Origin of the sequence: Streptococcus lutetiensis, assembly GCF_900475675.1 — a bacterium.
Lineage (GTDB): Bacteria > Bacillota > Bacilli > Lactobacillales > Streptococcaceae > Streptococcus > Streptococcus lutetiensis.
The window spans coordinates 68,791-82,164 of the sequence record NZ_LS483403.1; the positions used below are offsets into that span (position 1 = coordinate 68,791).

14 protein-coding genes, 1 tRNA gene and 2 rRNA genes are annotated in these 13,374 nt (G+C 42.1%); all 17 read left to right on the forward strand.

What is annotated here, in order from left to right:
• Positions 1 to 58 precede the first annotated feature (58 nt).
• The 17 genes from rpsH (at position 59) to DQN23_RS00560 (ending at position 13,369) form a co-directional block, all read left to right on the forward strand.
• Positions 59 to 457, forward strand: a complete 399-nt coding sequence (rpsH, locus tag DQN23_RS00480) for a 30S ribosomal protein S8 (RefSeq protein ID WP_111712555.1) — start codon at positions 59 to 61, stop codon at positions 455 to 457.
• Positions 458 to 599: 142 nt separating this feature from the next.
• The gene (gene rplF / locus DQN23_RS00485) at positions 600 to 1,136 is read left to right on the forward strand and encodes a 50S ribosomal protein L6 (protein ID WP_020916218.1); all 537 of its coding nucleotides are present in this window, start codon (positions 600 to 602) and stop codon (positions 1,134 to 1,136) included.
• A gap of 107 nt (positions 1,137 to 1,243) precedes the next feature.
• Positions 1,244 to 1,600 carry a 50S ribosomal protein L18 gene (gene rplR, locus DQN23_RS00490; protein ID WP_003001342.1) on the forward strand — a complete coding sequence of 119 codons (357 nt, stop codon included), beginning with the start codon at positions 1,244 to 1,246 and terminating at the stop codon, positions 1,598 to 1,600.
• A gap of 18 nt (positions 1,601 to 1,618) precedes the next feature.
• Positions 1,619 to 2,113, forward strand: coding sequence for a 30S ribosomal protein S5 (gene rpsE, locus DQN23_RS00495; RefSeq protein ID WP_003062871.1), 495 nt, complete (start codon positions 1,619 to 1,621; stop codon positions 2,111 to 2,113).
• Between the two features lie 14 nt (positions 2,114 to 2,127).
• Positions 2,128 to 2,310 (forward strand): 50S ribosomal protein L30, encoded by a 183-nt coding sequence (rpmD, locus tag DQN23_RS00500; RefSeq protein ID WP_006531331.1) that lies wholly within the window; start codon positions 2,128 to 2,130, stop codon positions 2,308 to 2,310.
• A gap of 140 nt (positions 2,311 to 2,450) precedes the next feature.
• A complete protein-coding gene (gene rplO / locus DQN23_RS00505; RefSeq protein WP_020916219.1) occupies positions 2,451 to 2,891 on the forward strand; it encodes a 50S ribosomal protein L15 in 441 nt (146 codons plus the stop codon).
• Between the two features lie 16 nt (positions 2,892 to 2,907).
• The gene (gene secY, locus DQN23_RS00510; RefSeq protein WP_111712556.1) at positions 2,908 to 4,212 is read left to right on the forward strand and encodes a preprotein translocase subunit SecY; all 1,305 of its coding nucleotides are present in this window, start codon (positions 2,908 to 2,910) and stop codon (positions 4,210 to 4,212) included.
• Positions 4,213 to 4,308: 96 nt separating this feature from the next.
• Entirely contained in the window at positions 4,309 to 4,965 is a 657-nt protein-coding gene (locus tag DQN23_RS00515) for an adenylate kinase (RefSeq protein ID WP_058833308.1), read from the forward strand.
• A gap of 117 nt (positions 4,966 to 5,082) precedes the next feature.
• Positions 5,083 to 5,301, forward strand: coding sequence for a translation initiation factor IF-1 (infA, locus tag DQN23_RS00520; protein ID WP_001040189.1), 219 nt, complete (start codon positions 5,083 to 5,085; stop codon positions 5,299 to 5,301).
• Positions 5,302 to 5,326: 25 nt separating this feature from the next.
• Entirely contained in the window at positions 5,327 to 5,443 is a 117-nt protein-coding gene (rpmJ, locus tag DQN23_RS00525; protein WP_002959355.1) for a 50S ribosomal protein L36, read from the forward strand.
• 17 nt (positions 5,444 to 5,460) lie between these two features.
• Positions 5,461 to 5,826 (forward strand): 30S ribosomal protein S13, encoded by a 366-nt coding sequence (gene rpsM / locus DQN23_RS00530; RefSeq protein WP_006531334.1) that lies wholly within the window; start codon positions 5,461 to 5,463, stop codon positions 5,824 to 5,826.
• A 17-nt stretch (positions 5,827 to 5,843) separates the two neighbouring features.
• Positions 5,844 to 6,227 carry a 30S ribosomal protein S11 gene (gene rpsK, locus DQN23_RS00535; RefSeq protein ID WP_003062885.1) on the forward strand — a complete coding sequence of 128 codons (384 nt, stop codon included), beginning with the start codon at positions 5,844 to 5,846 and terminating at the stop codon, positions 6,225 to 6,227.
• 48 nt (positions 6,228 to 6,275) lie between these two features.
• Positions 6,276 to 7,214, forward strand: coding sequence for a DNA-directed RNA polymerase subunit alpha (locus tag DQN23_RS00540; protein ID WP_009853219.1), 939 nt, complete (start codon positions 6,276 to 6,278; stop codon positions 7,212 to 7,214).
• 14 nt (positions 7,215 to 7,228) lie between these two features.
• Positions 7,229 to 7,615, forward strand: coding sequence for a 50S ribosomal protein L17 (rplQ, locus tag DQN23_RS00545; RefSeq protein ID WP_003067190.1), 387 nt, complete (start codon positions 7,229 to 7,231; stop codon positions 7,613 to 7,615).
• A gap of 1,032 nt (positions 7,616 to 8,647) precedes the next feature.
• Positions 8,648 to 10,196 (forward strand): 16S ribosomal RNA (locus DQN23_RS00550).
• A gap of 53 nt (positions 10,197 to 10,249) precedes the next feature.
• Positions 10,250 to 10,322: transfer RNA gene (locus DQN23_RS00555), tRNA-Ala, on the forward strand.
• Between the two features lie 147 nt (positions 10,323 to 10,469).
• Positions 10,470 to 13,369: ribosomal RNA gene (locus tag DQN23_RS00560) — 23S ribosomal RNA — on the forward strand.
• Together the 16S and 23S rRNA genes with 1 tRNA gene alongside form the textbook arrangement of a ribosomal RNA operon.
• Positions 13,370 to 13,374 lie beyond the last annotated feature (5 nt).

The window sequence follows — 13,374 nt, forward strand, 5'->3', positions numbered from 1 at the left end:
GGGCGACATTAACTAGCAAGTGAACAATTCAAACTACTAGTAAGAGGAGAATATATAAATGGTTATGACTGACCCAATTGCAGACTTTTTGACACGCATTCGTAATGCTAACCAAGCAAAACACGAAGTGCTTGAAGTACCTGCATCAAACATCAAAAAAGGTATTGCTGAAATCCTTAAACTCGAAGGTTTCGTGAAAAACGTTGAAGTTATCGAAGATGACAAACAAGGTATCATCCGCGTATTCCTTAAATACGGACAAAATGGTGAACGTGTTATCACTAACTTGAAACGTATCTCAAAACCAGGTCTTCGTGTTTACGCAAAACGTGAAGATGTTCCTAAAGTTCTTAACGGACTTGGAATTGCAATCATCTCTACATCAGAAGGTCTTTTGACTGACAAAGAAGCTCGTCAAAAGAACGTTGGTGGAGAAGTTATTGCTTACGTTTGGTAAGAAGTTTTTCATCTCTCTATTTTGGAGAGGAAATCTTACTTAACCATCTAATGGACTATTAAGCACAATTTTGTGTATTAGTCGCCCCGTGAAAACTTGTCGCATATGCGGCTTGACAATCTAACAGGAGAAAATAAAAACTATGTCACGTATTGGTAATAAAGTTATCAACTTGCCTGCTGGTGTAGAAGTTACTAACAATGATAACGTAGTAACTGTCAAAGGACCTAAAGGCGAACTCACTCGTGAGTTTAATAAAAATATTGAAATCAAAGTTGAAGGCACTGAAGTTTCACTTCACCGTCCAGATGACTCAAAAGAAATGAAAACAATCCACGGTACAACTCGTGCTAACTTGAACAACATGGTTGTTGGTGTTTCTGAAGGTTTCAAAAAAGAACTTGAAATGCGCGGAGTTGGTTACCGTGCTCAACTTCAAGGTTCAAAACTTGTACTTTCTGTAGGTAAATCTCACCAAGACGAAGTAGAAGCTCCGGAAGGTGTTTCATTTGAAGTTCCATCTGCAACTACTATCGTTGTTAACGGTATCAACAAAGAAGTTGTCGGTCAAACAGCTGCTTACATCCGTAGCCTTCGTGCTCCAGAACCTTACAAAGGTAAAGGTATCCGTTACGTTGGTGAATACGTACGTCGTAAAGAAGGTAAAACAGGTAAATAATAGTTTATGGGATGTCTTTCGAGATTTTTTCTCTCAGAACTCATATGCTAACATTTATAAAAATAATGTCGTTTTGACATTAATCAATTAATTAAGAGGTGAAAATTGTGATTTCGAAACCAGATAAAAACAAAATCCGCCAAAAACGCCACCGTCGCGTTCGCGGTAAACTCTCTGGAACTGCTGATCGCCCACGTTTGAACGTTTTCCGTTCTAATACAGGCATCTACGCTCAAGTTATTGATGACGTAGCGGGTGTAACGCTCGCAAGTGCATCAACTCTTGATAAAGAAGTTTCTAAAGGAACTAAAACAGAACAAGCCGTTGTTGTCGGTAAACTTGTTGCTGAACGCGCAGTAGCTAAAGGTATTTCTGAAGTGGTGTTTGACCGCGGTGGATATCTCTATCACGGACGTGTTAAAGCTTTGGCTGACTCAGCTCGTGAAAACGGATTGAAATTCTAATAGGGAGGACACTAAATAATGGCATTTAAAGATAATGCAGTTGAACTTGAAGAACGCGTTGTTGCGATCAACCGTGTTACAAAAGTTGTTAAAGGTGGACGTCGTCTTCGTTTTGCAGCTCTTGTAGTTGTTGGTGATCGTAATGGTCGTGTTGGTTTCGGTACTGGTAAAGCGCAAGAAGTACCAGAAGCTATTCGTAAAGCTGTTGAAGACGCTAAGAAAAACTTGATCGAAGTACCTATGGTTGGTACAACAATTCCTCACGAAGTTCGTTCAGAATTTGGTGGAGCTAAAGTATTGTTGAAACCTGCTGTAGAAGGTGCTGGGGTCGCTGCTGGTGGTGCTGTTCGTGCCGTCATCGAATTGGCCGGTGTTGCAGATGTTACATCTAAATCACTTGGTTCAAACACTCCAATCAACATTGTTCGCGCAACTGTTGAAGGTTTGAAACAACTTAAACGTGCAGAAGACGTTGCTGCTCTTCGCGGTGTTTCAGTTTCTGATTTAGCATAAGAAAGGGGATAATAATGGCTCAAATTAAAATTACTTTGACTAAGTCTCCAATCGGACGCATTCCTGCACAACGTAAAACAGTTGCTGCTCTTGGACTTGGTAAATTACATAGCTCAGTTGTCAAAGAAGACACTCCAGCTATCCGTGGAATGGTTACTTCAGTTTCACACTTGGTAACTGTTGAAGATGTTAAATAATTAACATTAAATAAATTTTAGGTTTAAGTCGCAAGGGATTCTCTTGCGACTTAAACTAGATATAGTATAGGCGAGTTTCTATGGGGAGTCCTTTCCCCTCATAGAGGCGCTAGCATTTTACAAAAAAGGAGAAATTAATAATGAAACTTCATGAACTTAAACCTGCTGAAGGTTCTCGTAAAGTACGTAACCGTGTAGGTCGTGGTACATCATCTGGTAACGGTAAAACTGCAGGACGCGGTCAAAAAGGTCAAAAAGCTCGTAGCGGTGGTAAAGTACGTCTTGGTTTTGAAGGTGGACAAACTCCATTGTTCCGTCGTATGCCAAAACGTGGTTTCTTGAACGTTAACGCTAAAGAATACGCTCTTGTAAACCTTGACCAACTTAACGTTTTCAAAGATGGTACAGAAGTAACTCCAGTTGTTCTTAAAGAAGCTGGAATCATTCGTGCTGAAAAATCAGGCGTTAAAGTTCTTGGTAACGGCGAATTGACTAAAAAATTGACTGTTAAAGCAGCTAAATTCTCTAAATCTGCTGAAGCAGCTATCACTGCAAAAGGTGGTTCAATCGAGGTCATCTAATTAAGGAGGACTCGGTATGTTCTTTAAATTACTTAAAGATGCACTTAAGGTAAAAAATGTTAGAAATAAAATTTTCTTTACACTTTTTATCATCTTTGTTTTCCGCGTTGGAACACATATTACTGTGCCAGGTATCAACGCTAAGAGTCTTGATCAATTAGGTGAACTTCCCTTTCTAAACATGTTGAATCTTGTCTCTGGTAATGCTATGAGCAATTTCTCTGTATTCTCAATGGGTGTTAGCCCGTATATCACAGCATCTATCATTGTTCAACTGTTACAAATGGATATTTTGCCTAAATTTGTTGAGTGGAGTAAACAAGGTGAAATTGGACGTCGTAAGTTAAATCAAGCGACTCGCTACATTTCACTTGTCTTAGCCTTCATCCAATCTATCGGGATTACAGCAGGATTTAATACTTTGTCAAGTATCTCATTGGTTTCTACACCAAATGTGAAAACTTATATCCTAATTGGTGCCTTGCTCACAACAGGTAGTATGATTGTGACATGGCTTGGTGAACAAATCACCGACAAAGGTTTCGGAAATGGTGTTTCAATGATTATCTTTGCGGGAATCATTTCATCAATTCCAAATACTATTTCAACAATCTACGAAGATTTCTTTGTTAACGTTCGTTCAAGTGATTTAATATCTTCATACATCTTTGTAGCTTTGTTAATCGTAGCAGTATTGGCAATTGTGTTCTTTACAACCTTTGTCCAACAAGCAGAATACAAAATTCCAATCCAATATACAAAACTTGTTCAAGGTGCACCAACAAGTTCTTATCTTCCTTTAAAAATTAATCCGGCTGGCGTCATTCCCATTATCTTTGCCAGCTCGATTACAACGATTCCAAGTACGATTATTCCGTTGATTTCAAATGGACATGACATTCCTTGGCTTACTACCCTAGAATCATATTTGAATTACCAAACAACAATTGGAATGGTGATTTATGCAGTTCTAATTGTTTTATTCTCATTCTTCTATACTTTTGTGCAAGTTAATCCTGAAAAAACTGCAGAAAACTTGCAAAAAGGTGCGTCATATATTCCTAGTGTTCGACCTGGACGCGAAACAGAAGAATATCTTTCTTCACTATTGAAGAAATTAGCATCTGTAGGTTCAATTTTCTTGGCATTTATTTCATTGACACCAATTATTGCTCAACAAGCAATGAACCTATCTAGCAGTATTGCACTTGGAGGAACAAGTCTTCTTATCTTGATTTCAACAGGTATTGAAGGAATGAAACAACTTGAAGGTTATCTCTTGAAGAGACAGTATGTTGGTTTCATGAACACAGCAGAATAGAATATAGGTTGACCTAGTCAACCTTTCTATTTTGTTTTTGAATAAGTTTAGTACTTCGGTGTTAAATTTATTTAAAAATAAAATAAGGAGAGTATCATGAATCTTTTAATCATGGGTTTACCAGGGGCTGGTAAAGGAACTCAAGCAGCAAAAATCGTTGAAGAATTCGGCGTTGCTCACATTTCTACCGGAGATATGTTCCGTACTGCAATGGCAAACAAAACTGAAATGGGTGTTCTTGCTAAATCATTCATCGACAAAGGTGAACTTGTACCAGATAAAGTTACTAACGGTATTGTTAAAGAACGTTTGGCACAAGATGACATTGCTGAAAAAGGTTTCTTGCTTGATGGTTACCCACGTACTATCGAACAAGCACATGCTTTGGATGAAACACTTAAAAATTTGGATCTTAAATTGGACGGTGTTATTAACATTGACGTTAATCCAGACAGCTTGATCGAACGTTTATCAGGACGTTTCATTTGTCGTTCTTGTGGAGCTACATATCACAAAGTATTCAATCCAACAAAAGTTGAAGGAACTTGTGATGCTTGTGGTGGACACGACTTCTACCAACGTGAAGATGACAAACCAGAAACTGTAAAACGTCGTCTTGATGTTAACATCGCTCAAGGTGCACCGATCATCGAACACTATCGTAAAGCTGGTATTGTTTTCGATATCCAAGGTAACCAAGACATCAATGATGTATTTGCTGATATTGAAAAAGCAATCTCATCATTAAAATAATTTAAGAGCTTCTACTTGCACAAGTAGAAGAGTCGTGATATAATAGGCTAGTCTGGCTTATAATTGTTACCTCTGTGCTCAGAGGACATCAAATCGAAATTTAGGGGGTACTTTTGCGTGGCAAAAGAAGATGTGATTGAAATTGAAGGTAAAGTTGTTGAGACGATGCCTAACGCTATGTTTACTGTTGAATTAGAAAATGGACACCAAATCTTGGCAACTGTATCAGGAAAAATCCGTAAAAACTACATTCGTATTTTGGTAGGTGACCGTGTTACTGTTGAAATGAGTCCTTACGATTTAACACGTGGACGTATCACATACCGCTTTAAATAATCGAAATAATTGGAGGGATTAAAAAATGAAGGTAAGACCATCAGTCAAACCAATTTGCGAATACTGTAAAGTTATTCGTCGTAACGGTCGTGTTATGGTAATTTGTCCATCAAATCCAAAACACAAACAACGTCAAGGATAATATAGAAAGGAGAAAAAATGGCTCGTATTGCTGGAGTTGATATTCCAAATGAAAAACGTGTAGTAATTTCACTTACTTATGTATATGGTATCGGTCTTGCAACTTCTAAGAAAATCTTAGCAGCTGCTGGTATTTCTGAAGACATCCGTGTTAAAGATTTAACATCAGATCAAGAAGATGCTATCCGTCGTGAAGTTGATGCAATTAAAGTTGAAGGTGACCTTCGTCGTGAAGTGAACATGAACATCAAACGCTTGATGGAAATTGGTTCATACCGTGGTATCCGTCACCGTCGTGGACTTCCTGTCCGTGGTCAAAACACTAAAAATAACGCTCGCACTCGTAAAGGTAAAGCTGTTGCGATTGCAGGTAAGAAAAAATAAAATAGGAGGTAAAAAAATTGGCTAAACCAACACGTAAACGTCGTGTGAAAAAGAACATCGAATCTGGTGTTGCTCATATTCACGCTACATTCAATAACACTATTGTTATGATTACAGATGTGCATGGTAATGCAATTGCTTGGTCATCAGCTGGTGCTCTTGGATTCAAAGGTTCTCGTAAATCTACTCCATTCGCTGCACAAATGGCTGCTGAAGCTGCTGCTAAATCTGCACAAGAACATGGTCTTAAAACTGTTGAAGTTACTGTAAAAGGTCCTGGTTCAGGTCGTGAGTCTGCTATTCGTGCTCTTGCTGCTGCTGGTCTTGAAGTGACTTCAATCCGTGACGTTACTCCTGTGCCACACAATGGTGCTCGTCCTCCAAAACGTCGTCGTGTGTAATCATAATTGTTAATAGTACACAAGATTCGTTTCGAGGGAGTATAATAAATGATTGAGTTTGAAAAACCAATAATAACAAAAATTGATGAAAATAAAGATTACGGCAGATTTGTTATCGAGCCACTTGAACGTGGATACGGTACAACTCTAGGTAATTCTCTTCGTCGTGTACTCTTGTCTTCACTCCCAGGTGCGGCAGTAACATCAATTAAAATTGATGGAGTACTCCACGAATTTGACACTATTCCAGGTGTACGCGAAGATGTTATGCAAATCATCCTTAACATTAAAGGACTTGCAGTAAAATCTTATGTTGATGATGAAAAAATTATCGAACTTGATGTTGAAGGTCCAGCAGAAGTTACTGCAGGGGATATCTTGACTGATAGCGATGTTGAAATCGTCAACCCAGACCACTATCTCTTTACAATCGCTGAAGGACACAGTTTGAAAGCAACAATGACTGTTGCTAAAAAACGTGGTTACGTTCCAGCCGAAGGTAATAAAAAAGAAGATGCTCCAGTGGGAACATTGGCTGTAGACTCTATCTACACACCAGTGAAAAAAGTTAATTATCAAGTTGAACCTGCTCGTGTAGGTAGCAATGACGGCTTTGATAAATTAACAATCGAAATCATGACAAATGGCACAATCATTCCTGAAGATGCTTTAGGTCTATCAGCACGTGTTTTGATTGAACACTTGAATCTGTTTACTGACCTTACAGAAGTGGCTAAAAACACTGACGTAATGAAAGAAACTGAAAAAGTTAATGATGAAAAAGTGCTTGACCGTACTATCGAAGAACTTGATTTGTCAGTCCGCTCATATAACTGTCTTAAACGTGCAGGTATCAACACTGTATTTGATTTGACAGAAAAAACTGAGCCTGAAATGATGAAAGTCCGTAACCTTGGTCGTAAAAGCCTTGAAGAAGTCAAAGTTAAACTTGCTGATCTTGGACTCGGACTCAAAAACGATAAATAATATAGGAGGATAAAATGGCTTACCGTAAACTAGGACGCACTAGCTCACAACGTAAAGCAATGCTTCGTGATTTGACAACAGATCTTTTGATTAACGAATCTATTGTAACAACTGAAGCTCGTGCTAAAGAAATCCGTAAAACAGTTGAAAAAATGATTACTTTAGGTAAACGTGGTGATCTTCATGCACGTCGTCAAGCTGCTGCTTTCGTACGTAATGAAATTGCATCTGAAAACTTTGATGAAGCTACTGAAAAATACTCTTCACAAACAGCTCTTCAAAAACTTTTCGATGAAATCGCACCTCGCTATGCAGAACGCAACGGTGGATACACTCGTATTCTTAAAACTGAACCTCGCCGTGGTGATGCTGCTCCAATGGCAATCATTGAATTAGTATAATTTTTATCAATTTTGTTGAGTGTTATGATGATGGAACCTTTTGGTTCTTAGTCTAGCTCTGGTCTACCGCTGGGGATTTTTCCCTAGCGGGAACACTCATCATATTGGTGATTGAGTAACGCTTGTTTACGAAATGTCTCTAGATTAGAAACACTTCGTAAGCAGGCGTTTTTCTATTTAAAAACTGAAACTAGCTTCAATTCATGGATAATAGAACCCAATACCATATATTACTCAGCAATAATTCAATGTAATAGAAATAAGAATCTTTTGCATAGACTTTATAATAGCTAGTTTTTACCTAAAAATGCTCTCTTTATACGAGAAAGATAGGATTTTTAATCACGGATGTATCAAATAGCGCTTAAAAAGCTCCTGAGAGGCTCTGAGGGCGGTTTGGATGAATTGCGCTGAGGAGGGATAAAAATCCAAGCGAAAAGTCTGTAGAGACCTTATTTGGTATTTTATGGAGAATAATTGAAGTGTCATCGTTTTAACTGGGAAGGAAATTCTAGCGAGAATCGATTTTTTTATTTTGAAAAAATTGTTGACTAACTAAGCTGTTATTATCAGAAAAAATATGAAAACGGCTTAGTTATAATGGTGAAACATATAAACTTAGCTTATTATGACAGTTTTTATGACATTGTTACAAAAAATATCAAAAAAACTTAAAAAAACATATTGACAGTATAGATGAAGTTTAGTATACTAAATAAGCTGTTGTTTGAGGCAGCAAATATTTCAAAAATGCTTTGAAAAAAGTTCAAAAAACTTCTTGACAAAGCATTGAAGAAATGCTATACTAATATAGCTGTTGTTCGAGAGGGCGACAGAAACAAGTTTGAAAAGAGTTTGAAACTTTCTTGAAAAAAGATGTTGACAACGCGCTTCAAATTTGATAGAATATAGAAGTTGTCTCGAGTAAGACAAAGACCTTTGAAAACTGAACAATACGAACCAAACGTGCGGGTTACGGAAGTAACCTGTCAAAAAAACGATAAATCTGTCAGTGACAGAATGAGAACAAGATTAAATGAGAGTTTGATCCTGGCTCAGGACGAACGCTGGCGGCGTGCCTAATACATGCAAGTAGAACGCTGAAGACTTTAGCTTGCTAAAGTTGGAAGAGTTGCGAACGGGTGAGTAACGCGTAGGTAACCTGCCTACTAGCGGGGGATAACTATTGGAAACGATAGCTAATACCGCATAACAGCATTTAACCCATGTTAGATGCTTGAAAGGAGCAATTGCTTCACTAGTAGATGGACCTGCGTTGTATTAGCTAGTTGGTGAGGTAACGGCTCACCAAGGCGACGATACATAGCCGACCTGAGAGGGTGATCGGCCACACTGGGACTGAGACACGGCCCAGACTCCTACGGGAGGCAGCAGTAGGGAATCTTCGGCAATGGGGGCAACCCTGACCGAGCAACGCCGCGTGAGTGAAGAAGGTTTTCGGATCGTAAAGCTCTGTTGTAAGAGAAGAACGTGTGTGAGAGTGGAAAGTTCACACAGTGACGGTAACTTACCAGAAAGGGACGGCTAACTACGTGCCAGCAGCCGCGGTAATACGTAGGTCCCGAGCGTTGTCCGGATTTATTGGGCGTAAAGCGAGCGCAGGCGGTTTAATAAGTCTGAAGTTAAAGGCAGTGGCTTAACCATTGTTCGCTTTGGAAACTGTTAGACTTGAGTGCAGAAGGGGAGAGTGGAATTCCATGTGTAGCGGTGAAATGCGTAGATATATGGAGGAACACCGGTGGCGAAAGCGGCTCTCTGGTCTGTAACTGACGCTGAGGCTCGAAAGCGTGGGGAGCAAACAGGATTAGATACCCTGGTAGTCCACGCCGTAAACGATGAGTGCTAGGTGTTAGGCCCTTTCCGGGGCTTAGTGCCGCAGCTAACGCATTAAGCACTCCGCCTGGGGAGTACGACCGCAAGGTTGAAACTCAAAGGAATTGACGGGGGCCCGCACAAGCGGTGGAGCATGTGGTTTAATTCGAAGCAACGCGAAGAACCTTACCAGGTCTTGACATCCCGATGCTATTCCTAGAGATAGGAAGTTTCTTCGGAACATCGGTGACAGGTGGTGCATGGTTGTCGTCAGCTCGTGTCGTGAGATGTTGGGTTAAGTCCCGCAACGAGCGCAACCCCTATTGTTAGTTGCCATCATTAAGTTGGGCACTCTAGCGAGACTGCCGGTAATAAACCGGAGGAAGGTGGGGATGACGTCAAATCATCATGCCCCTTATGACCTGGGCTACACACGTGCTACAATGGTTGGTACAACGAGTCGCGAGTCGGTGACGGCAAGCAAATCTCTTAAAGCCAATCTCAGTTCGGATTGTAGGCTGCAACTCGCCTACATGAAGTCGGAATCGCTAGTAATCGCGGATCAGCACGCCGCGGTGAATACGTTCCCGGGCCTTGTACACACCGCCCGTCACACCACGAGAGTTTGTAACACCCGAAGTCGGTGAAGTAACCTTTTAGGAGCCAGCCGCCTAAGGTGGGATAGATGATTGGGGTGAAGTCGTAACAAGGTAGCCGTATCGGAAGGTGCGGCTGGATCACCTCCTTTCTAAGGATAAACGGAAGCACGTTTGGGTATTGTTTAGTTTTGAGAGGTCTTGTGGGGCCTTAGCTCAGCTGGGAGAGCGCCTGCTTTGCACGCAGGAGGTCAGCGGTTCGATCCCGCTAGGCTCCATTGAATCGAAAGATTCAAAAGATTGTCCATTGAAAATTGAATATCTATATCAAATTCCACGATTCAAGAAATTGAATTGTAGATAGTAACAAGAAATAAACCGAAACGCTGTGATTTAATGAGTTTAAGGTCAACAGACCAAAATAAGGTTAAGTTAATAAGGGCGCACGGTGGATGCCTTGGCACTAGAAGCCGATGAAGGACGTGACTAACGACGAAATGCTTTGGGGAGTTGTAAGTAAACATTGATCCAGAGATGTCCGAATGGGGGAACCCGGCATGTAATGCATGTCACTCATTACTGTTAAGGTAATGAAGAGGAAGACGCAGTGAACTGAAACATCTAAGTAGCTGCAGGAAGAGAAAGCAAACGCGATTGCCTTAGTAGCGGCGAGCGAAATGGCAAGAGGGCAAACCGATGTGTTTACACATCGGGGTTGTAGGACTGCGACGTGGGACGACAAGATTATAGAAGAATTACCTGGGAAGGTAAGCCAAAGAGAGTAACAGCCTCGTATTCGAAATAGTCTTTAACCCTAGCAGTATCCTGAGTACGGCGAGACACGAGAAATCTCGTCGGAATCTGGGAGGACCATCTCCTAACCCTAAATACTCTCTAGTGACCGATAGTGAACCAGTACCGTGAGGGAAAGGTGAAAAGCACCCCGGGAGGGGAGTGAAATAGAACCTGAAACCGTGTGCCTACAACAAGTTCGAGCCCGTTAATGGGTGAGAGCGTGCCTTTTGTAGAATGAACCGGCGAGTTACGATATGATGCGAGGTTAAGTTGAAGAGACGGAGCCGTAGGGAAACCGAGTCTTAATAGGGCGCATTAGTATCATGTCGTAGACCCGAAACCATGTGACCTACCCATGAGCAGGGTGAAGGTGAGGTAAAACTCACTGGAGGCCCGAACCAGGGCACGTTGAAAAGTGCTTGGATGACTTGTGGGTAGCGGAGAAATTCCAAACGAACTTGGAGATAGCTGGTTCTCTCCGAAATAGCTTTAGGGCTAGCGTCGATGTTAAGTCTCTTGGAGGTAGAGCACTGTTTGATTGAGGGGTCCATCCCGGATTACCAATATCAGATAAACTCCGAATGCCAATGAGATATAATCGGCAGTCAGACTGCGAGTGCTAAGATCCGTAGTCGAAAGGGAAACAGCCCAGACCACCAGCTAAGGTCCCAAAATATATGTTAAGTGGAAAAGGATGTGGGGTTGCACAGACAACTAGGATGTTAGCTTAGAAGCAGCTATTCATTCAAAGAGTGCGTAATAGCTCACTAGTCGAGTGACCCTGCGCCGAAAATGTACCGGGGCTAAAACATATTACCGAAGCTGTGGATACCTTTTAGGTATGGTAGGAGAGCGTTCTATGTGTGAAGAAGGTGTACCGTGAGGAGCGCTGGAACGCATAGAAGTGAGAATGCCGGTATGAGTAGCGAAAGACAGGTGAGAATCCTGTCCACCGTATGACTAAGGTTTCCAGGGGAAGGCTCGTCCTCCCTGGGTTAGTCGGGACCTAAGGAGAGACCGAAAGGTGTATCCGATGGACAACAGGTTGATATTCCTGTACTAGAGTATATAGTGATGGAGGGACGCAGTAGGCTAACTAAAGCGTGCGATTGGAAGTGCACGTCTAAGCAGTGAGGTGTGATATGAGTCAAATGCTTATATCTCTAACATTGAGCTGTGATGGGGAGCGAAGTTAAGTAGCGAAGTTAGTGATGTCACACTGCCAAGAAAAGCTTCTAGCGTTAATTATACTCTACCCGTACCGCAAACCGACACAGGTAGTCGAGGCGAGTAGCCTCAGGTGAGCGAGAGAACTCTCGTTAAGGAACTCGGCAAAATGGCCCCGTAACTTCGGGAGAAGGGGCGCTGGCTTTAAGTCAGCCGCAGTGAATAGGCCCAAGCAACTGTTTATCAAAAACACAGCTCTCTGCTAAATCGTAAGATGATGTATAGGGGGTGACGCCTGCCCGGTGCTGGAAGGTTAAGAGGAGCGCTTAGCATTAGCGAAGGTGTGAATTGAAGCCCCAGTAAACGGCGGCCGTAACTATAACGGTCCTAAGGTAGCGAAATTCCTTGTCGGGTAAGTTCCGACCCGCACGAAAGGCGTAATGATTTGGGCACTGTCTCAACGAGAGACTCGGTGAAATTTTAGTACCTGTGAAGATGCAGGTTACCCGCGACAGGACGGAAAGACCCCATGGAGCTTTACTGCAGTTTGATATTGAGTATCTGTACCACATGTACAGGATAGGTAGGAGCCTATGAAATCGGGACGCTAGTTTCGGTGGAGGCGTTGTTGGGATACTACCCTTGTGTTATGGCTACTCTAACCTAGATAGGCTATCCCTATCGGAGACAGTGTCTGACGGGCAGTTTGACTGGGGCGGTCGCCTCCTAAAAGGTAACGGAGGCGCCCAAAGGTTCCCTCAGAATGGTTGGAAATCATTCGCAGAGTGTAAAGGTATAAGGGAGCTTGACTGCGAGAGCTACAACTCGAGCAGGGACGAAAGTCGGGCTTAGTGATCCGGTGGTTCCGCATGGAAGGGCCATCGCTCAACGGATAAAAGCTACCCTGGGGATAACAGGCTTATCTCCCCCAAGAGTTCACATCGACGGGGAGGTTTGGCACCTCGATGTCGGCTCGTCGCATCCTGGGGCTGTAGTCGGTCCCAAGGGTTGGGCTGTTCGCCCATTAAAGCGGCACGCGAGCTGGGTTCAGAACGTCGTGAGACAGTTCGGTCCCTATCCGTCGCGGGCGTAGGAAATTTGAGAGGATCTGCTCCTAGTACGAGAGGACCAGAGTGGACTTACCGCTGGTGTACCAGTTGTCTTGCCAAAGGCATCGCTGGGTAGCTATGTAGGGAAGGGATAAACGCTGAAAGCATCTAAGTGTGAAGCCCACCTCAAGATGAGATTTCCCATGATTTTATATCAGTAAGAGCCCTGAGAGATGATCAGGTAGATAGGTTAGAAGTGTAAGTGTGGTGACACATGTAGCGGACTAATACTAATAGCTCGAGGACTTATCCAAAAAAG